Source organism: Pseudoclavibacter sp. 8L, from assembly GCF_902506465.1.
Lineage (GTDB): Bacteria > Actinomycetota > Actinomycetes > Actinomycetales > Microbacteriaceae > Pseudoclavibacter.
Genome location: NZ_LR733199.1, coordinates 14,481 through 33,360, shown reverse-complemented (window position 1 = coordinate 33,360; position 18,880 = coordinate 14,481). Strand labels below are relative to the sequence as shown.

Annotated in this window: 17 protein-coding genes; 4 read left to right on the top strand and 13 right to left on the bottom strand. The window is 68.1% G+C overall.

All coding sequences use genetic code 11. The annotated features are described in order from the left end of the window. Positions 1 to 59: 59 nt before the first annotated feature. The 3 genes from GV007_RS17445 to GV007_RS17435 all read left to right on the top strand — a co-directional run bounded on the left by GV007_RS17445 (position 60) and on the right by GV007_RS17435 (position 2,902). A complete protein-coding gene (locus tag GV007_RS17445; protein ID WP_104239779.1) occupies positions 60 to 1,337 on the top strand; it encodes an ROK family protein in 1,278 nt (425 codons plus the stop codon). A 150-nt stretch (positions 1,338 to 1,487) separates the two neighbouring features. After that, positions 1,488 to 1,889 carry a hypothetical protein gene (locus GV007_RS17440; protein ID WP_160074915.1) on the top strand — a complete coding sequence of 134 codons (402 nt, stop codon included), beginning with the start codon at positions 1,488 to 1,490 and terminating at the stop codon, positions 1,887 to 1,889. After that, positions 1,886 to 2,902, top strand: coding sequence for a restriction endonuclease subunit R (locus tag GV007_RS17435; RefSeq protein ID WP_160074880.1), 1,017 nt, complete (start codon positions 1,886 to 1,888; stop codon positions 2,900 to 2,902). Before GV007_RS17440 ends, GV007_RS17435 begins: the two co-directional genes overlap by 4 nt. Before the next feature lie 98 nt (positions 2,903 to 3,000). Here GV007_RS17435 and GV007_RS17430 read toward each other — a convergent pair whose 3' ends face one another. From GV007_RS17430 to GV007_RS17370, 13 genes are all read right to left on the bottom strand, one after another. Beyond that, a complete protein-coding gene (locus GV007_RS17430) occupies positions 3,001 to 4,011 on the bottom strand; it encodes a sugar phosphate isomerase/epimerase family protein (protein ID WP_160074878.1) in 1,011 nt (336 codons plus the stop codon). Positions 4,012 to 4,056: 45 nt separating this feature from the next. Then, positions 4,057 to 5,211, bottom strand: a complete 1,155-nt coding sequence (locus tag GV007_RS17425; RefSeq protein WP_160074876.1) for a Gfo/Idh/MocA family protein — start codon at positions 5,209 to 5,211, stop codon at positions 4,057 to 4,059. Next, a complete protein-coding gene (locus GV007_RS17420) occupies positions 5,208 to 5,606 on the bottom strand; it encodes a C-glycoside deglycosidase beta subunit domain-containing protein (RefSeq protein ID WP_160074874.1) in 399 nt (132 codons plus the stop codon). Before GV007_RS17420 ends, GV007_RS17425 begins: the two co-directional genes overlap by 4 nt. Positions 5,607 to 5,623: 17 nt before the next feature. After that, the gene (locus GV007_RS17415) at positions 5,624 to 6,667 is read right to left on the bottom strand and encodes a sugar phosphate isomerase/epimerase family protein (protein WP_104252287.1); all 1,044 of its coding nucleotides are present in this window, start codon (positions 6,665 to 6,667) and stop codon (positions 5,624 to 5,626) included. A gap of 25 nt (positions 6,668 to 6,692) precedes the next feature. Further along, on the bottom strand, positions 6,693 to 7,796 hold the full coding sequence (locus GV007_RS17410; protein ID WP_160074872.1) for a sugar phosphate isomerase/epimerase family protein: 1,104 nt from the start codon (positions 7,794 to 7,796) through the stop codon (positions 6,693 to 6,695). Next, positions 7,793 to 8,188 (bottom strand): C-glycoside deglycosidase beta subunit domain-containing protein, encoded by a 396-nt coding sequence (locus tag GV007_RS17405; protein ID WP_104239787.1) that lies wholly within the window; start codon positions 8,186 to 8,188, stop codon positions 7,793 to 7,795. Before GV007_RS17405 ends, GV007_RS17410 begins: the two co-directional genes overlap by 4 nt. A gap of 30 nt (positions 8,189 to 8,218) precedes the next feature. Continuing rightward, the gene (locus GV007_RS17400) at positions 8,219 to 9,805 is read right to left on the bottom strand and encodes a GMC oxidoreductase (RefSeq protein ID WP_160074870.1); all 1,587 of its coding nucleotides are present in this window, start codon (positions 9,803 to 9,805) and stop codon (positions 8,219 to 8,221) included. Then, a complete protein-coding gene (locus GV007_RS17395) occupies positions 9,802 to 10,596 on the bottom strand; it encodes a TIM barrel protein (RefSeq protein WP_160074868.1) in 795 nt (264 codons plus the stop codon). The genes GV007_RS17400 and GV007_RS17395 overlap by 4 nt, the downstream gene beginning before the upstream one ends. A 43-nt stretch (positions 10,597 to 10,639) precedes the next feature. Then, positions 10,640 to 11,941, bottom strand: a complete 1,302-nt coding sequence (locus tag GV007_RS17390; RefSeq protein ID WP_160074866.1) for a C-glycoside deglycosidase beta subunit domain-containing protein — start codon at positions 11,939 to 11,941, stop codon at positions 10,640 to 10,642. A gap of 697 nt (positions 11,942 to 12,638) precedes the next feature. Continuing rightward, positions 12,639 to 14,141 carry a C-glycoside deglycosidase beta subunit domain-containing protein gene (locus GV007_RS17385; RefSeq protein WP_160074864.1) on the bottom strand — a complete coding sequence of 501 codons (1,503 nt, stop codon included), beginning with the start codon at positions 14,139 to 14,141 and terminating at the stop codon, positions 12,639 to 12,641. A gap of 15 nt (positions 14,142 to 14,156) precedes the next feature. Beyond that, positions 14,157 to 14,993 carry a carbohydrate ABC transporter permease gene (locus tag GV007_RS17380; protein WP_104239792.1) on the bottom strand — a complete coding sequence of 279 codons (837 nt, stop codon included), beginning with the start codon at positions 14,991 to 14,993 and terminating at the stop codon, positions 14,157 to 14,159. 1 nt (position 14,994) lies between these two features. Next, positions 14,995 to 15,969 (bottom strand): carbohydrate ABC transporter permease, encoded by a 975-nt coding sequence (locus GV007_RS17375; RefSeq protein ID WP_160074862.1) that lies wholly within the window; start codon positions 15,967 to 15,969, stop codon positions 14,995 to 14,997. A gap of 51 nt (positions 15,970 to 16,020) precedes the next feature. Next, entirely contained in the window at positions 16,021 to 17,313 is a 1,293-nt protein-coding gene (locus GV007_RS17370) for an ABC transporter substrate-binding protein (protein WP_160074860.1), read from the bottom strand. Between the two features lie 193 nt (positions 17,314 to 17,506). On the opposite strand from GV007_RS17370, the gene GV007_RS17365 reads away from it, so the two are divergent. Beyond that, positions 17,507 to 18,445 carry a LysR family transcriptional regulator gene (locus tag GV007_RS17365; protein ID WP_194676868.1) on the top strand — a complete coding sequence of 313 codons (939 nt, stop codon included), beginning with the start codon at positions 17,507 to 17,509 and terminating at the stop codon, positions 18,443 to 18,445. The last annotated feature ends 435 nt before the right edge of the window (positions 18,446 to 18,880 follow it).

Genomic DNA, 18,880 nt, shown 5'->3' with positions numbered 1-18,880 from the left:
ACGAACGTATCTGGGCGTTCTCTGCGGCGCAAGGTCGACATATTGGGTACAGTTCGGCCATGAGAGAGTCAACGTTGCGCTTCGGTGCCCAGACCGATGAGGTCACGAGCCTTCTCCGAGTCGTCAACCTCGTGCGCATGGGCGAGGCACTGACCCGCCCGCAGATCGGCACCGTCACCGGCCTCGGCCGCGGCGTCGTCACCCAGCGCGTCGAGCAGGCCATCAGCATGGGCTACCTCGAAGAGGGCGACGTCGGCCCCTCCTCGGGAGGGCGAGCGCCACGCACGCTGCGCTTCCGCGGAGAGAACGGACTCATCGTCGTCTGCGCCCTCGGCGCGCTGCACATCCACGTCGGCCTCGCACAGCTCGAAGGCGATGTCATCGCACAGGCGCACCTCGACTGGGAGATCTCGCGCGGACCAGCCGCGACCCTCGACGCAGCTCTCGGGCTCGTCGAAGAACTCCTCGCCGCAGACACGAAGAGCCGAGGCAGCGAGCTCCCCGTCTGGGGCATCGCGGTCGGCGTCCCCGGCCCTGTCGACTTCGAGTCCGGCAGGCCCGTTGCACCGCCCATCATGCCCGGGTGGAACGGCTTCGACATCCGCCGCCGCTTCGAGCAGCGCTTCGACGCACCCGTCTGGGTGGACAACGACGCCAACCTGCTTGCGCTCAACGAGCGCACCAACCGCCAGGTCCCGTCGGTCGATCTCATCTACGTCAAGGTCGGCTCGGGAATCGGCGCTGGCCTCGTCTCGCGGGGGCGCATCCACCGTGGCGCGAACGGCGCGGCGGGAGACATCGGGCACGTGAAGGTGTTCGGGTCGACCTCGCAGTGCCGTTGCGGGAAGATCGGCTGCCTCGAGGCGGAGGCCGGCGGATGGGCCCTCGTTCGGGATGCCCAGCTCGCGATCGAAGCGGGCGACGACGGACTCCTCGCGCGGCGCTCGAAGGAGGGGGAGGAACTCAACCCGGAGCTCATCGCACTGTGCGCCGAAGACGGCGACGCGCTGGCCATCCAGCTCGCGCAGCGCTCGGCGAAGATCATCGGCGAGTCGATCTCCGCGCTGGTCAACATGTTCAACCCGAAGGTCATCGTCGTCGGCGGCGCCCTCGCCTCGGCCGGCGAGATCTTCCTCGCCGAGGTCCGGCAGCGGGTCTACGAGCACTCACTCCCGCTGGCGACCCGCGACCTCAACATCGTGGTCTCCGCGAACGATGTCCGCGAACCACTGCGCGGGGGCGCCGCGATGGTGCGCGAACAGCTCTTCGAGGAGACGTTCACGCGCTGGTTCGCTGATGGGCGCCCCACGATCGCGGGGCTCGCCCTCGGCCGCTGACACCAGCGCACTACCCCGGGCACACCTGGAACTTCTTCCGATTTTCGACATAAGCCTGTAGGTTCACTCCTAAAGCCGGTATCGGCCGTCACAAAGGAGTGTCATGCCCAGAATCGACCCGTGCTGCCCCGACCACCGGGGAGCACGCCCGTGAGCCTCGCGATCCTGCTCGACGACGCCCTCCGCAGCGATGGCGACGGCTTCTCCCTGCGCGTCTCCCTGCCCTGGATCCGATCCCTCCCCCTCGCCAGCCTCCACGAGCTGCGCGTCACGATCGACGGACAGAGCGCCCCGCTCCCCGAGCTGGCGCCGAGCCCCACGTGGTGGTTCGTGCAGGACCGCATCGTCGTGCACTCGAACGTGCGGCTCGAGCCCGGCCAGCACGAGGTGCTCGTGGGCTTCAAGCTCCTCATCCCCAATATGGGCGCAGGCCCGAACCAGCCGCTCATCCTGCCCTTCGCCGCCGCCCGTCGCCTGGAGCTGGACGCGCCGCTGGCCGCGCCGCGCGCATCCCGCGACCTGCCGCTCGAAGCCGTCGGGAGCCCCGCGTGAGCACGCAGCTGCCCGAGGGATGGACGCTCGCCGCCTCGGCGTTCAACTGGTCGCCCGAGCTCATGGTCGCCGACCGCACCTCCCCCGAGATCGCGGCCTCCATCGGGGCATCCGGCGTCGCGAACGTCATCGAGCTCGAGGCCGCCCAGACGTGGCGCACGTTCCCTGATCCGACGGATGCGGAGACCTCCAGCATCCGCTCCGCCCTCGACGCCACGGACACCTCGGTGAGCATCGTCGGCGCGAGCCTCGACGACTGGCTCACGGCCACCACACGCCGCTCCGAGGATGAGCGCTACGAGTTCCTGCTCCCCCAGCTTCGGGCAGCGGAGCGGCTCGGCGCGGAGGGCATCCGGCTTCCGCTGGGACAGGCTGGCCCCGCCCTCCTCGAGCGCCTCCTCCCCCGCCTGCACGAGCACGGCCTCACGCTCTACGAGGAGCTGCAGGGCCAGCAGTCGCTCGACAAGCCGCAGAACGCGGCGGCCGTCGAGGCCCTCGCGGCGATGGACGACACGAGCATCCGCCTGCTCCTCGACATCAGCATGCTCATGCCGTCGCTGCCGCCCAGCTACCTCGCGAGGCTGCGCGCGGGCGGGGTGGATGCGTCACTCGTGGACGCGCTCGAGCACGACTGGCGGAGCCCGGCGACGCTCGACGCCGTCCAGGCCTCGCTCCGCGGCGGGACCGTGCCGCCGCAGGTGCACACCCTGTTCATGAACCTCGTCATCCGATTTGGGCGGTCGGACGCGCGCGAGCTGCGCGAGATCCTGCCCCTCGTCCGCGGCGTGCACCTGAAGTTCTGGGACCTCGACGACACCGGTGGCCGCATCTCGAACCCCATCCGCGAGATCTCCGCCGAGCTTGCCGCCGTCGGCTTCACGGGCACGCTCTGCAGCGAGTGGGGCGGCCACGAGTGGATCGACTCGCTCACGCCGGAGCAGGCAACCCGCTCCCACCTGGCCCTCGCCCGCGAGGCGATCTCGGAAGGCGCCTCCACGTCGGCGCCTGCCTGAACTGCCCCGCCCACGCAGAGAAGTGCGGCAGATGCAGGCTCCCATTCTCGGGAGCCTGCATCTGCCGCACTCTTCGAGCCACGCGAACCCGCCAGTGGCTAGTCCTGCTTGCTGGAGAAGGCCGAGTCGAACGCCGCCTCCGACGGACGATACGTCGACAGCTTGCGCACGAACCCCAACGCCTCCGGAGCACCCATGAGACGGTCCATACCCGCGTCCTCCCACTCCACCGACAGCGGACCCTCGTAGCCGATCGCGTTCAACATGCGGAAGCAGTCCTCCCACGGCACGTCCCCGTGCCCGGTCGAGATGAAGTCCCAACCACGCCGCGGATCCGCCCACGGCAGATGCGACGACAACCGCCCATTCCGACCATTGCTGAGGCGCTTCTTCGTGTCCTTGCAGTGCACGTGATAAATGCGGTCCTGGAAGTCCCACAAGAACCCCACCGGGTCGATGTCCTGCCACACCATGTGCGACGGATCCCAGTTCAACCCGAACGACTCCCGATGCCCGATCGCCTCCAACGCACGCTTCGTGGTCCAGTAGTCATACGCGATCTCCGACGGATGCACCTCGTGCGCGAACCGCACCCCGACCTCCTCGAACACATCCAGGATCGGGTTCCACCGATCCGCGAAGTCCTGATACCCCGCGTCCACCATCGCCTCCGTCGCGGGAGGGAACATCGCCACGTACTTCCAAATGCTCGAGCCCGTGAAGCCGGTGACCGTCTTCACACCCAGCGCCGCCGCGAGGCGGGCGGTGTTCTTCAGCTCCTCCGCCGCACGCTGCCGCACCCCCTCCGGCTCGCCGTCACCCCACACGCGGTCGGAGACGATGTCCCGGTGGCGCTGATCGATCGGGTCATCACACACGACCTGACCCTTCAGGTGGTTCGAGATCGTCCACACTTTGAGACCGTTGCGCTCGAGCACGTCGAGCTTGCCCTGGACGTACTCGGCGTCGTCCCACCGCCACGGATCCAGATGATCACCCCAGCAGGCGATCTCCAAGCCGTCGTAGCCCCACTCCCCCGCGAGGCGCGCGACCTCATCGAACGGTAGATCGGCCCACTGACCGGTGAACAACGTGACAGGACGAGACATGCTTCTCCTCTTAACTAACGTTCCAGAATGCTTGGGCCGCGCTGCTCAGACAGCGACAGCGGACCGGGTCTCGACCCACGCGCTCTCCACGGCCGAGCTGCGCTCGACGGCGTCGAGCACACGCTGCACGCTGAGCCCCTCTTCGAAGCTCGAGTGCAGCGGGGTGCCGTCTGCGATGGAGGTGACGAGGTCGACGACCTGGTGGGTGAAGCCGTGCTCGTAGCCGAGCATGTGACCGGCCGGCCACCAGGCTGCGACGTACGGATGCTCGGGCTCGGTCACGAGGACCTGCGCGAATCCCTGCGCCCGGCTATCCGCCGTGCGGTCGTAGTACTGCAGCGAGTTGAGGTCCTCGAAGTTCCAGGCGAGGGCGCCGAACTCGCCGGAGACCTCGATGGAGAGCGCGTTCTTGCGGCCCGTTGCGAAGCGGCTCGCGTCGAACGAGGCGAGCGCCCCGCCTGAGAGCCGTCCGGTGAAGATCGCGATGTCGTCGACAGTCACCGCCCCAGTGCCCGAGCCGTCGGCGAGCGGACGCTCGGCGATGATCGTGTCGATCGTGCCGGAGACCCGGTCGACGCTCTGGCCCGTGACGAACTGCGTGAGGTCGATGGCGTGCGCCCCGATGTCGCCGAGCGCGCCCGAACCCGCGAGCTCCTTCTGCAGGCGCCACGAGAGCGGTGCGTCCGGGTCGACCAGCCAGTCCTGCTGGTAGGACGCACGCACCCGGTGGATGCGCCCGATCTTGCCCTCGGCGATGAGGTCGCGGAGCAGGGTGACGGCCGGCACGCGGCGGTAGGTGAAGCCGACCATCGACTTCACGCCACGCTCTGCTGCACGCGCAGCAGCATCCGCCATCGCCTCGCCCTCGGCGACCGTGTTGGAGAGCGGCTTCTCGACGATGACGTGCTTGCCCGCCTCGAGCGCCGCGATGGCGATCTCGGCGTGCGAGTCACCGGGCGTGACGATGTCGACGATGTCGATGTCGTCTCGCGCGATGACCTCACGCCAGTCGGTGGCCGACTCCTGCCAGCCCCACTGCTTCGCGGCCTCCGCGACCGCGTTGCCGTTGCGCCCGACCACAACCGCCATCTCGACCTCGGCTGGCAGGCCGAAGACGCGAGGCGCCTGCCGCCAGCCGACCGAGTGAGCGGCTCCCATGAAGCCGTAGCCGATCATGGCCACGCGCAACGGCCGGGTCATGCGAGGACCACTTCGCGCTCGACGGGGACGCGGTTGGTGACATAGCGGCCCGGCGCGATCTGCATGTAGAGGAGTCGCATCGTGAGCACGACCTCGACCGTGAGCTTGTCGCCGGCGGCGGGCACCTCATCCAGCTGGATGACGATGTCGGGCCGGTCGGAGAGGAACCAGAGGGTCTCCGACTGCTCGGGCAGCTCGTCGATCGTGTAGGAGCGCCCGGCGAGGTCGAAGCGCAGCTTGTCCTTCGGGACGGACACCCCGTTGACGTTGACTTCGACGTTGTCGACGGCCGACAGCCAGAGGCTGCGGTACCAGGGGATCTGCACGGAGACGCTGATGCCGTCCTCGCGCCGGGTGACGTCCTTCTCGGCGAAGAGCGAATTGTGTGTTGCCATGTGTCTGTTCCCTAGCCTCAGGCGACCGTGAGGCTGTTCGCCTCGGCCGCGGTCTCTTCGATGGCACGGCGCATGAGCGCGTGCTGCTGGCGCACCTGCTCGACCGGGTCGCTCTCGCCGAGGTCGGCGAACGCGTGGCCCTCCCACTCGCTGGAGAGGTAGCCCTGGTAGCCGCCCTTGACGAACTGGCGCACGATGCGCGCCGTGTCCATGGCCGGCTCCTCGCCGTGCTCGTCGATGTCGTAGAACTTCGCGTGCACGTGGAACATCTGCGGCATGATGTCGAGCCATTCCTCCGGCTCGACGAGGCCGTGCATGTTGAAGGCCAGGCGCGTGAACGGGCCGAGGCGGGCGAAGTCGAACTTCTCCTCCGTGAGGAAGTCCTCGAAGGCCTGGTTGCGCACGTGCATCGGCTGCGGGCGGCGCCAGATCTCGTCCATGACGGGGAAGTACTCCTCCGGCATGCCCATGCTGCTGAGCGTGCGCAGCAGGCGCGGCGAGAGGCTGTGCATCGTCGAGCTGAAGTCGGCCGTGAAGCCGAGGCGCTCGCTGCCGAGCTCCTCGTACATCTCGCGGATCGCGTGGATCTGCGGGGCGTTCGGGCCGGAGGGGGCGTGGATCTCGTAGCCGAGGCGCTGGTCGTACTTCTCGGCGAGCGGCAGGAGACGCGCGAGCAGCTCCTTGCCCGCCGAGCGGATGACGACGGTGCGGAAGCCGAAGTCGTTGGCCGTCGCGAGCTGGCGCGCGAAGAACTCGTACTCCTCGTCCGGCGTCATGTCGCGGTCCTTGCGGCGCCCCATGTCGAGGTTGGTGCCGACGGCGCTGGGCTCGAGGCCGTCGCGCTCGAGGGTGTCGCGCCAGAACTTCACGAACTCCTTGTCGGTGTCCGGGTAGGTGCGCAGCAGCTGCGCGATGTTGAACTCGACGCCAGTGCCGAGGCCCTCCTTGTGCACCGCCTCGACAAGCGTCTCCGGCGTGTAGAGGCCGGCCGCGAACTCCGAGGTCAGCGAGTAGAGGGTGATGCCGAGCTTGATGCCCGTTCCTGCGATTCCATCTGTCATGGTGTTCTCCTTCTGGTCCCGGCGGTCAGCTGCGTACGGGCAGCGCATGGTGGGCGGCGAGGATGCGGCGCGCCTCGGCGGGGTCGGTGATCATGCGCGATCCCGCATCCGCTGCAGCGGAGCGCTGCACGGCGTGTTCGGCGCGGATGATGTCGAACGGGCTCTGCCAGTGGTTCCAGTGCCAGCCCTCGTACTCGCTCGAGACGGCGCCCGAGTAGCCCTGCTCGACAAGCAGCGCGATGAGCTCGCGCACGGGAACCGAGGGCTCCTCGCCGTGCTCGTCGATGCCGAAGAACTTGCCGTGCACGTGCTTGACCCACGGCATGATCTCGAGCCAGTCCTCGACGCGGGCCGGGCCGAAGAGGCCGGTGCCGTTGATGGCGAAGTCGATGCCGAAGTCTGGACGGCCGTGCTTGGCGGCGAGGCCGATGAACGAGCCGAAGCGCTTGCCGTGCACGCCCTGGTCGGCCGGCGGGCCCTCGGCGTAGTAGCCGTCCCACAGCTCGACGAGCTCGGCGAGCAGCTCCTCCGAGGCGCCGCGGCGGCGGTAGGCCTCGACGGCCGATGGGGCGAACGCCTTGGTGGTGGCGCCCCAGTCGGCGGTGAAGCCGAGGAACGGGGAGCCGACCTGCTCGAAGCGGTCGCGGAGCGCGAGGATGCGGGGGTGCGAGGCGTACTGGTCGGCGTGCACCTCGAGGGCCAGCGTCACGCCGTGCTTCTCGGCGATCGGCGCGAGCTGCTCCATCGAGTCCGGCGTGATGGAGATCTGCACGCGGGCGACGGGGAAGCCGAGCTTGGCGGCCGCCTCGATCTGCCGCGTCATGTACTCGACGAGCTCGTCCTGCGAGAGCAGGCGGTCGCGGTGGATGCCGATGTCGGCGTTGACCGCGAGCGAGGTGCGGACCAGGTCGAGCTCCTCGACGAGGTCCAAGAACCAGCCGGCGAACTCGTCGGTGATGTTCGGGAAGCCTCGGATGCTCGAGAACCCGATGAGCTCGAGGCCGGGCCCGAACCCCTCGGCCGCGACCTTGCGGATGAGCCCTTCGAGGTCGTACTCGCGCCCGTGGAACGCGCGGGTGAAGCTGTAGAGGGTGACCCCCTGGATGGGGGTGCCGAGCTCGCTGCTCATGCGGAGACCGCCTTCATCGTCTTGGAGTTGTGTTCTTCGATGCGGAGCACCCCGTGGTCGGTGATGATGTACGGGATGTAGAGCTTCAGGTCGACGTCGACCGTGTGGTCTCCGTCTCCCGCCGTGATGGGGATGTCGCCTTCGACGACGACGGAGTCGGTCGGGAACCACCACTCGCTCGTGTCGCCGGCGAGCTCATCCGGTGCGTAAGTCCGGCCGTTCATGGTCCAGCGCAGCGACTCGAGCGGGGCGGCGATGCCGTCGACCGAGAGGCCGAACTCCGAGATGCAGGATGCGGGGAGCGAGCGGTACCAGGGCAGGCGCACCTCGACCGAGGTTCGCGTGCCGTTCGTCTTGAGCGTGTCCTGCTCGATGATCCGATCAGGAATCATGGTGGCCTCCTAGCCAGTTGTCAGTCATGGTCAGTGCTCGGTCGTCTGCGACGCGAGCGCTGGTGCGGTGGTGAGCTTCGCCGCGACGTCGCGGGCGCCCTTCACGGCGAGCGCGACGCTCGTGAGGGTGGGGTTGCAGGCGGTCGAGGTCGGGATGACGCCGTTGCCGGCGACGTAGAGCCCCGGCACTCCCCAGACCTCGCTCGTCGGCGAGCAGACGCTCTCGCCGTCGTCGGTCTCGCCCATGCGGGTCGTGCCCTGGTAGTGCAGGGACGCGCCGAAGGGAAGGCGGATGACCCGCTCGTCGAGGGGTTCGCCGACGGCGTCGCCGAGCACGCGCAGCTCGGCCTCCGCCGCATCCATCACCGCCCGGTCCTTGTCGGTGGCGGTGTAGTGGATGCGCACGGCGGGCATCCCGTAGCTGTCGAGGTGCCCTTCGGTGAAGAGCACGCGGTCGTCGCGTTGCAGCTCCTTCGCGCAGAACATGCCGAGCCCCACGATGGAGCCGGGGATGACGGCGTCGTCGACCGCGACCGGCACGGGGGACGCGTCGAGCTGCATGATCTGCCCGTGGAACGGCTTCGCGTCCGTGTACGGCACCCAGCTGACGCCACTGGTCTCGCTGATGGCGCCAGCGGCCTTGTCCTGCACGGCGGCTGCCGACGCCTCCGGCGCTTCGATGCCCGTGATCCGGGCGGCGAAGACGACCTGCGACTGGTCGTTGAGGTAGCGGCCGAGCGCGTCGGGTCGGATCCCGGAGGCCCACAGGACCTGCGGGGTGCGGAGCGCGTCCGCGGCCACGACGACCACTCGGGCCGCGACCACGCTGAGCTGCTCTGCGCCGGCCTCGCTGAGGTCGCGCACCTCGACTCCCGCGACCGCGCCGTCGTCGCCGAGGACGGTCCGGGTGACGAGGGACTCGTCGAGGAGCTCGAAGTTGGGGTTCTCGCGCGTCACGTCACCGAGGACGACGTCGGAGCCCGACCAGACGAGGCGCCCATCGTCACGGCGCCGCACGGCGAGCGGCATCCGCTGCACGCGGGCGGCAGGCTCGCGGCCCTCGTCGACGACGGGCGAGAGCCGGTCGCGGATGAGCTGGCTGAAGGGTGCACCCTCGAACGCGTCGGTCGTGACGCCGAGCAGGCGCTCGGCCTCGCCGAGGAGTTCGTCGAGCTCGCCCGTCGCGTCGAGGAAGCTGATGCGCTCACTCTCGCCCGGGCGCGGGCAGGCGCCCGTCCAGTGGGCGGACATGCCGCCCACATTGCTCGACATGGCAGCGACGGGCATCCCGTCGCCGCCGTCGACCGAGAAGTCGCCGTCGGGAAGGATGTACGTGCCCGGGCGCGACTGTCGCTTCCCCTGCGCGAGGGCGACGGGGCTGTTGAGCTTGGAGGCCGCTTCCCCGGTCCCCTCGGAGCGGCGCTGGGCGGAACTCCGAGCTTCGAGGTCCTCGATGTTCTTGACGTGCGCGCCTGGCGGGTTCGAGACGGTCGGCCCGACCTCGAACATCGCGACGCGCAGCTCGGGTGCCGTCTCGCTCAGGATGCGCGCGTAGCTCGCGCCGGCTGGTCCGCTGCCGACGATGGCGACGTCGACGCGCTCCGGGTAGCGGCTCATGCCGATGCCGCGGCTTCCTTCACGAAGGCCACCGATGCAGCCGACTCCGTGGTCGGGTAGTACTCGAGTCCGATGGGGCCGTCGTAGCCGGATGCGCGCAGCACGGAGAACTTCTCGGCCCAGTCGAGCGAGCCGCTGCCGGGCTCGCCGCGGCCCGGCGCATCCGCCAGCTGCACGTACTTGACGATGTCTCCAGCGTTGGCGAGCTCGGCCGCCATGTCCTCCCCCTCCACGGCGGAGTGGTAGATGTCGTAGAGCACGCCGAACTTGGGCGAGTTCACGCCGCGGGCGACGTAGACGGCCTCCGAGGTGCGGTCGAGCAGCGCGCCCGGGTGGTCGACGCGGATGTTGACCGGCTCGAGCACGAGGGTGATGCCGGAGCCGTCGATCTGGGCGATGGCCTTCTCGTAGATGGCGATGAGCTCGTCGAGCTGCGTCTGGCGCTTGGAGCCGCCGAAGCCCGTGCCGCTGCCGACGACGAGGCGCGGGCAGCCGAGCTCCTGGGCGATGGCGACGCCCTCATCGAGGCACTGGTAGAAGAAGGAGTGGTCCTTGGGCGGGATCATGAACTGCGTGCGCGGTTCGGCGAGCTGCGCCGTGAGCTGCGTGCCGGTCTCCTCCAGCGCCGCTTTGAGGGCGGGGATGTCCTTGGGCTTGGCGGGCGCGTCCTTGCCCGTTGCGCCCCACATTTCGACGGCGTCGAAGCCGGCTGCGGCGGCCGCGCGGACACGGTCGTGGTAGTCGCCTGCCTCGGCGAAGAGGAGTTCGATGTTCGGTGCGAGCTGGTACATGTGTGGATCCTTTGCGGTGATCGAAAGTGGGGAGGTCGACGCTTCAGAGGCGGTCTGCGAGCTGACGGATGAGGGAGTGCTGGCGGCGGACCTGCTCGATGGAGCGCCACGGCTCCCGCTCGCCCTCGTACTCGCTCGAGAGGTAGCCCGTGTAGCCGACGTCCTTGAGCGCTTTGAGCACGGGCTCCCACGGGATCTGCTGGTCCTCGAGGTGCTCGTCGATGTCGTGGAACTTGGCCTGGATGAACACGACGTGCTCGATGATGCTGGCGATATCGGCGGGGTCGACGCCGATGCCGTCGAGGAAGTCGGGGCGCTTGCCCGGCAGCTCGCCCGGGCGCAGCGGGATCGGCCGGTCCTGGAAGATGCCCGTGTCGAGGAGCAGCCCGAAGTGCTTCGTGCCGGTGCGCTTGATGAGCGCGATGTAGTCGTCGACGACCTCGTGCTTGATGGGCGTCGGCGAGTGGATCTCCGGGCAGATGATGACGTCGAGCTCTGCGGCGAGCGGGAGGCTCAGCTCGACGGCTTCCGTCCAACTGTGGTGGGGCACGAGGTCGCTCGTGACGACGCCGATCTTCGGGCGCACGAACCTGAAGCCGAGGCGCTTGGCGAGGCGCAGGTCGCGTTGGAGGATCTCGGCGCCCTCCGCGGCCGTGAGGTCGCGGGCCTGCGGTCCGCTCGAGTGCAGCCGCGTGTCGATCCAGGAACCGTAGTTGGTGGGCTCGAGCGCGTACTTGTCGAGCAGCGCGAACCATTCATCGACCCACTCGTCGCTCGGGTTCGGGTAGTTCGGGATGTGCCCCTCGCCGAGAATCTCGACGCCCGTCGCGCCGAGGTCGGCGATCGTGCGGAGTGACGTCTCGAGGTCCATGACCGTGCCGAAGTCGCCCATGTAGCTGTAGAGGGAGACGCCGTACTTGAACTGAGCGCCTGCTGCCTCGGGGGTGAGGGTGACGTGCTTCGTCACCTGGTATCGGCTCGGCTGGTGCTCGAGCGGGATGTACGACATGCGCAGGCGCAGGTCGACCGAGAGCTCGTGCACGCCGTCGGGCAGGCCGCCCTCGAGCGGAACGGTGACGGTGGCCGGTTCGTCGAGCTGCCAGCGCACATGCTTCGACACCCACAGCTCTTCAAGCGTGTACGTGTTCCCCTGGAGCGTCCACAGAGGGATGGTCGGGTCGACGTCCACGACGCCCGGGATCTGCACGCCCACCCCGTCGATGAGGGAGGCGGCCATGCCGCGGTACGACGGCATGCGCAGCTGGAACTGGAATCCGGTGACCTTGTCGCCCTCGCGCACGTTGCGGAAGCCGACGGACTGGATGAGGTCTCTCTCGAGAAGCATCGTTGCTCACTCTCTGTGTCTGTGCGTCCACTCTACGCACTTATGTCGGTTTCAGTCATAAGAAAGGCTGATGTGCGCCTTAGGTGCTGCGGATGCGGGCAGTCCGGCAACAGGAACCGCGCCGGAGCAGCCGGAACCCGCCGCCGCCCGGCCGGCCGGCCGCCCGGCCGGCCAGCCGCCCTCAACTCAGCCGGTCCGCAAACCTGGGGCTTGCGCACCTACAGACGCCCCTCCGCCTGCACAACCCCCAGGTCTCCGCAAAACCCCCGCCCGCGCACCCACGCGGTGCCCACAGACCTGGGCCCCGCGCATCCACCTGAGCCTCAGCAGCTGCACAACCCTCAGGTCTCCGCAGAACCCCGCCCGCGCACCCACAGACCTGGGCCTCGCGCACCTGCGGGAGCCCCTCCGCCTGCGCAAACCCCAGGTCTGCGCAGAACCCCCTGCCCGCGCGCCCACTTGCCCACAGACCTGGGGCTCGCGCATCCACCTGAGCCTCAGCGCCTGCACAACCCCAAGGTCTGCGCGGCGGCCGGGTTCGCGCCTCCACCCGGTCCACCCACACCCCCGCCTCCCCGGGCCGCCACCAACGCCACCCACGCACCCTCCGAGCGCAGATGTGGGGGTTGCGCACGTGAATCACCGGATTCACGTGCGCAACCCCCACGTCTGGTCAGCGAGGAGCGCGGCTGGCCGGTCAGGCGAGCGCCTGCACCTCGCGCATGCTGCGGCGGATGAGGGCGTGCTGGCGCTGCACGAGCACCAGCGGGTCGACCTCGCCGAGGTCCGCGAACGCGTGGCCCTCCCACTCGCTCGACATGTAGCCCGAGAAGCCTCCGCGCACGAACTCCTCGGTGATCGCGCGGTAGTCGATGGCCGGCTCGTCGCCGTTCTCGTCGATGTCGTAGAACTTGGCGTGCACGTGCAGGATCTGCGGCATGATGTCCGACCACTCGCGCACATCCACTCGCCCCTGCATGTTGAAGGACAGATGGGCGAGCGAGCCGAGGATGCCCGGGTTGATGCCGCGGCCCTGGAGGTACGCGATGAACGCCTGCTGGCGCTCGCGCATGGGTACATCGGTGCGCCAGATCTCCTGCAGCTTCTCGACGGCCGCGTCGTCGAGGCCGCGCTTCTTCACGGAGCGCAGCAGCGTCGGCGCCATGCTGTGCATGGTCGACGAGAAGTCGGCGACGAAGCCGAGCAGCGGGGAGTCGAACTCCTCGAAGACCTCGCGCACCTTGACGATCGGCTCGGCGTTCGGCCCGAGGGGTGCGTGGATCTCGTAGCCGAGTTTGAGGTTCAGCCGCTCCGCGATGGGCAGGATGCGCCGCAGCAGCTCCGGCTTCGCGCTCTGGATGCGCACGAGCGGGAAGTCGAGCTTCTTCGCCGACTGCAGCAGCGTCTCGGTGAACTCGAACTCCTCGTCGAGGCTCATGTCGCGGGAGCGGTTGCGGCCCATGTCGAGGTTCGCGCCGAAGGAGCTGGCGTCGAAGCCGTACTTGTCGAACGCGCTGCGCCACTTCGCGACGAACTCGTCGGAGACGTGCGGGTACGTGGGCACCATCTGGGAGGCGACGATCTCGATGCCGGGTCCGACGCCGAGATCGGCGACGCGCGCCAGGAGGGAGTCGAAGTCGTACCAGCCGGCCGCGAACTCGGCGGTCGCCGAGTAGAGGGTGAGGCCGAGCTTGAACGGGTCGCTGTCGCGGGGCTCGGCGAACTCGCCGAGCGCATCCGCTGCTGATGCCTCGAAGTACGGGGTGGTCGCAGCCTCGACGGCCGCGCTCGCGACGAGCGCGCGGGTCACGTCGACGTGGTTCGGGACGTAGAGGCCCGGCTCGGTCTCGCTGCCCGGCTTGATCTGCATGTACGGCAGTCGCAGGTCGGCGACGAGACGGACCTCGTGCTCGCTGCCATCCGCGATCGGCTCGTCGAGTTCGACGACGAGGCGCGGGCGGTCCTGCAGGAACCACAGCACCTCCGACTGCTCGGCGATCTCGTCGAGGCGGTAGCTCACGCCACGGTGCTCGAGGCGCAGCTTCGAGGCGTCGATCGCGGCGCCGTCGATCTCGAGGGCGAGGCCCGTGACCGAGGAGAGCCACACGCTGCGGTACCAGGGCAGCTGCAGGCTGAGCGCCGCGCCGTCCGGGTGGGGGAAGAGGCTCTGCTCGCTGAGCAGGGTGTCTTGCGTTGCCATGTGAGGTCTCGATTCCTAGTGCTTGAGTCCGCCTGCGAAGCCCTGCATGAACTGCTTCTGGGCGACGAGGTAGAAGATGAGGATCGGCACCATCGAGATGATGACGATGGAGAAGATCTGGTTCCACTGCGAGACAAGCGCGCCGACGTAGTAGTACATGGCCACGGGCAGCGTCTGGAAGTCGGAGCCGCCGAGGAAGATGAGCGACGTGAAGAAGTCGTTCCACACGATGAGGCCCGCGAGGATCGCGACCGTCCCGGTAGCCGGTGCCATGAGGGGCAGGATGATCTGGAAGAACACCTGCGTGGGGCTCGCCCCGTCGAGGGCCGCAGCCTCCTCGTAGTCGGTGCCGAGTCCGCGGAAGAAGTTGGCGTACAGGAAGATCGCGAGCGGGAGGAGCATCCCCGTGTAGAGAACGATCATGCCCCACAGCGAACCGGTCAGGCCGAGCGCGCGGGCCCCCATGTAAAGGGGAACGGTGCCGAGCTGCGTTGGCAGGATGATCGCGATGAGGAAGATGTAGTACGACACCTGCGTCCAGCGGCGGGTGCTGCGCGTGATGACGTAGCCCGCGAGCGCCCCGAGGATCACCATGCAGAGGATCGTGCCGCCCGTGATGATGATGCTGTTGAGCAGGCCGATGAGCACGTTCGATTGCCCCGTCGCCGTCATGACGTTGGCGAAGTTCTCGACCGTCCACGTTGCGGGGAGCTCGGTGGCAGAGGTCGAGAAGACCTCCTGGTCGCTCTTGAACGCAGTGATGACGAGGAAGTAGAACGGCAGCAGGAACACGATGGCGACGAGCCAGACCGCGACTTCCCTGATCAGCGTGAACTTGGTGTACCTGAACATGTCAGCGTCCCTTCTCGGGGCGTTCGGCCGTGAGCTTCTGCTGGAGGACGGCGAAGATGAGGATGATGACGGTGAGGATGAGCGCGAGCGCCGCGCCGTAGCCGAAGTTGCCGAGCGAGAAGGTCTGCTTGTAGACCTCGGTCGCGAGCGTCTCCGTGGCACCTGCCGGCCCTCCACCCGTGAGCGCCATGACCTGGTCGAAGATGCGCAGGCCGTTCACGAGGCCGAGCGTCGTCGCGATGGCGACCGCCGAGCGGATGGAGGGCAGCGTGATGTACCAGAAGCGCTGGAAGAGGCTCGCTCCGTCGATCGCGGCTGCTTCTTCGATCTCGACGGGCACGCTGGCGAGGCCGGCGATGTAGATGACCATCGTGAAGCCCGTGTTCTGCCAGACGATGACGATGAGCACCGCCCAGATCGACCAGTTCGGGTCGGCGAGCCAGGCCTTCTGGTATTCGGCGAAGCCGAGCGTCCCGAGCAAGGCGTTGAGGGGGCCATTGAACTCGAAGATGAACTTCCAGATGTAGGCGACCGCGAGGGGGCTCAGCACCACCGGCATGAAGAACAGGGTGCGGAGGATGTAGCGGCTCTTGAGGCCGCGGTTGAGCGCGAGGGCCAGGATGAGGCCCGCGACGTTGGTGAGGATGACGGAGCCGAACGCGAGGAACAGGGTGTTCCCGACGGCGCCGATCTTGGTCGGGTCGGCGAAGATGTCGGCGAAGTTGTCGAAGCCGACGAACGTGAACGAGCCGATGCCGGTCCAGTTCGTGAACGCGAAGAAGCCTCCGGCGGCCGTCGCGGCGTAGTGGATGAACGCTACGAGCACGAGCCCGGGCAGCACCCACCACCAGTGACCGAATTGCAGGAGTGGACGCCCCTTGCGGGGAAGGGCGGCGTTCTTGCCACCCTTCCCCGTGGGCGACTGATCTTCAGCAGCTGACTCGGTCTTGCCGTCGCTGTGCAGTGTCGCAGTCATGAACTGGCTCCTTTGCTACGTGTGGATGCGGTGGGTGCCTGACCTTGGAGGTCAGCTGTCCCAGGCCGCATCCATTGCCGAGAGGACGCCATCGACCGTGGTCTGACCGGTGAAGAGACCCTGGACGCCCTTCTGCAGCTCGTCGTAGACGGCCTGGTTCGGCCAGAGGCTGTTCGGCAGCGGCGTGTAGGAGCCGTCGACGAGGACCTGCTCGACGCTCGCGTACGCGGAGCCTTCGAATTCGTAGTTCTCGATGCCGGAGACGGGGAGCGCGCCGGACACGTCGGAGAAGAGCTTCGCGCCCTCGTCGCCCGCGACCCAGTCGAGGAACGCCTGGGCAGCCTCCTGCTTGTCGCTTGCCGCGTTGATGGAGAGCGAGTAGTTGGAGCTGGCGAGCACGTACGGCTTGCCGCCGTCAGCGGACGGGAAGGGCTCGATGGAGAAGTCGAGGTCCGGGTTGGCCTCGGCCAGCTCGTTGGCGGAGGAGCCGGGGAGGAAGCCGCCGAGCGAGGTGCCCTGCGTGATGTTGTTCGTGATGACGTCGAAGCCAGCGCCCTCGGCACCAGGCTGGAAGCAGCCCGCATCCTTGAGGTCGATGATCGTCTCGAGCGTGTCCTTCCAGCCCTGCGAGTCGGCGAAGGTGACGTCGCCGGCTTCACGCTGCTCGTTCCAGTCGGGGGTCTCCGCGTAGACGCGGGTCGCCGAGATCGACATGGCGGTCATCCCCGTGTTGGGGCCTGCGGCACCGGCGATGACGATCATCGACTTGCCCTGCGAGGTGAGGTCGCCGCACTTGCCGATGAGCTCGGCCGTGTCCGCGGGGTAGCTGGTCACGCCAGCAGCCTCCGCCGAAGAGTTGCTGTAGACGAAGCCGGCGACGGTGAAGTCGACGGGCTGCGCGAGCACCTGGTCCTCGTAGGTGTAGAGCGCCTCGCTGCCGTCGGGGATGACACCGGATGCGGTCTCGCCGAGCGGCGCGAGGAAGCCCGCCTCGCCGAGGCTGAGGACAGCCTGGCCCTGGCCGGATCCGGGGGCCGTCTGGATGACGTCCGGGGCGTTGCCCGCCTGGAGCTGCGTGCGGAGCGTCTCGCCGTAGCGGTCGTTCGGCTGCGGGTTGAGCGTGATCGTCACGTCGGGGTTGGCTTCCATGTACGCGTTCGCGAGCGCCTCGTACGGGTTCTCGAGGTTGTTCGAGGTTGCGTAGGTGAGGGAGAACTCGGTGGCGCCGCCGCCTGCGGTGTCGCCGCCGCCGCCGCTTGCGCAGCCGGAGAGAGCGAGGACACCGGCAACCGGGAGGGCGAGTGCTGCGCTGAGGCGCATCCGCTGGTTACGGGAGTGAGACATTTTTTGCCTTTCTTGACAGCGTTGTCGAAGATCCTCCGGCCGTACCGGAGCTGGGTTCAGTCTGGCAGGCTTGTGCGCAAAACACACATAAGTAGTTGCGATGCTCCGCATAACTGACGGCGCGGAACCCGCCGAGCGCATCACCGAGACGGATATGCTGGCGCCACACCCCCCGATCCGGAGACACAACGACGTGACCACAGAAACACCGCTCTCCAGGCTCGACCTCAACCTGCTCGTCTCACTCGACGCCCTCCTCACGGAACGCAGCGTCACCAGAGCGGCAGAGCGACTGCACCTCAGCCAGCCGGCGCTCAGCGCATCCCTCGGTCGTCTTCGCACGCACTTCAACGACAAGATCCTCGCCCGCACCGGCAACACGTACGAGTTGACGCCCCTCGCCGTGCGCCTCAGCGAGCTCACCGCCACGGCCCTCGACTCAGCCAGGCGCGTCTTCGACAGCCAGGCCGAATGGAACCCGACGCAGTCGACACGCGAGTTCACGGTGCTCGGCTCCGACTACGGCTTCGCGACCATCGGCGCCGCCGTCTCCAAGCTCGCCGCCGAGACCGCCCCGGGCGTGCGCTTCCGGTTCCGGATGCACAACCCCTCCATCGTCGAGGACGCCATCGCGCAGCTCCGCTCGGTCGACGCCATGATGATCCCCCACGGCTTCCTCAGCGACCTCCCCTACAACGACCTCTTCACCGACGAGTGGCGCATCATCTGCACCGACGACAACCCGCACGTCGGCGAGCAGATCACGATGGAGAACATCGCCGAGCTGCCGTGGGTGTTCAACTACCTCTCCCGGTCGGCGTTCACCTCGGCGAGCAGGCAGATCCGCGAACTCGGCATCGAGCCGACCGTGGCCGCCGTCGTCGAGGGATTCCACGTGCTCCCCCACTTCGTCGAAGGCACCAACCGGCTCGCCCTCATGCAGAAGCGGCTCACCGACGTGCTCATTCCGAGCGAGGGGTTCCGAGTGCTCGAACCGCCCTTCGACGCGACCCCCATCTCGGCCGCCCTCTGGTGGCATCCCACCCACAACAGTGACCCAGAGCACGCGTGGATGCGCCGCCTCTTCGCGCAGGCCGGCGCCGCCATGCAGGCGGAGGTCGGCGCGGCGTAGGCGTGCAGCTCGGTTCGGTTCGGCTCGGTTCGGTTCGGTTCGGGCGAGCAGCAACCTCGGGATGGAGAAATCACCTCGTTGCGGGAAGGTTCCCCGAAAACAGCGACAAACCCATCCCGAGACGTGACAAACCCATCCCGAAACCGAGACGAGCACACTGCCCGAAGAGAGCGGACCGGGGCAAGCTGAAGCGTCAGATCGGAAGCCGTGCCGGCGTAACGGCAGGTCGACTCGCGAGGCGCCGCACCCCGGGAGGCCGGCAACTCAGGGAGACCGGCCACCTCGAGAGGCCGGTCACCTCGAGAGGCCGGCCACCTCGGGCGGCCAGCAACCTCGGGATGGAGAAATCACATTGTTGCGGGAAGGTTCCCCGAAAACAGCGACAAACCCATCCCGAGACGTGACAAACCCATCCTGAAACTGGAGAGGTGGGGT

What these genes read in the sequence shown, in the direction of transcription:
- GV007_RS17430 (WP_160074878.1), bottom strand. Translation starts at nt 4,011, where the DNA reads ATGTCTCGTCCTGTCACGTTGTTCACCGGTCAGTGGGCCGATCTACCG.
- GV007_RS17415 (WP_104252287.1), bottom strand. Translation starts at nt 6,667, where the DNA reads ATGACAGATGGAATCGCAGGAACGGGCATCAAGCTCGGCATCACCCTC.
- GV007_RS17395 (WP_160074868.1), bottom strand. Translation starts at nt 10,596, where the DNA reads ATGTACCAGCTCGCACCGAACATCGAACTCCTCTTCGCCGAGGCAGGC.
- GV007_RS17380 (WP_104239792.1), bottom strand. Translation starts at nt 14,993, where the DNA reads ATGTTCAGGTACACCAAGTTCACGCTGATCAGGGAAGTCGCGGTCTGG.
- GV007_RS17405 (WP_104239787.1), bottom strand. Translation starts at nt 8,188, where the DNA reads ATGATTCCTGATCGGATCATCGAGCAGGACACGCTCAAGACGAACGGC.
- GV007_RS17375 (WP_160074862.1), bottom strand. Translation starts at nt 15,969, where the DNA reads ATGACTGCGACACTGCACAGCGACGGCAAGACCGAGTCAGCTGCTGAA.
- GV007_RS17410 (WP_160074872.1), bottom strand. Translation starts at nt 7,796, where the DNA reads ATGAGCAGCGAGCTCGGCACCCCCATCCAGGGGGTCACCCTCTACAGC.
- GV007_RS17400 (WP_160074870.1), bottom strand. Translation starts at nt 9,805, where the DNA reads ATGAGCCGCTACCCGGAGCGCGTCGACGTCGCCATCGTCGGCAGCGGA.
- GV007_RS17370 (WP_160074860.1), bottom strand. Translation starts at nt 17,313, where the DNA reads ATGTCTCACTCCCGTAACCAGCGGATGCGCCTCAGCGCAGCACTCGCC.
- GV007_RS17390 (WP_160074866.1), bottom strand. Translation starts at nt 11,941, where the DNA reads ATGCTTCTCGAGAGAGACCTCATCCAGTCCGTCGGCTTCCGCAACGTG.
- GV007_RS17385 (WP_160074864.1), bottom strand. Translation starts at nt 14,141, where the DNA reads ATGGCAACGCAAGACACCCTGCTCAGCGAGCAGAGCCTCTTCCCCCAC.
- GV007_RS17420 (WP_160074874.1), bottom strand. Translation starts at nt 5,606, where the DNA reads ATGGCAACACACAATTCGCTCTTCGCCGAGAAGGACGTCACCCGGCGC.
- GV007_RS17445 (WP_104239779.1), top strand. Translation starts at nt 60, where the DNA reads ATGAGAGAGTCAACGTTGCGCTTCGGTGCCCAGACCGATGAGGTCACG.
- GV007_RS17425 (WP_160074876.1), bottom strand. Translation starts at nt 5,211, where the DNA reads ATGACCCGGCCGTTGCGCGTGGCCATGATCGGCTACGGCTTCATGGGA.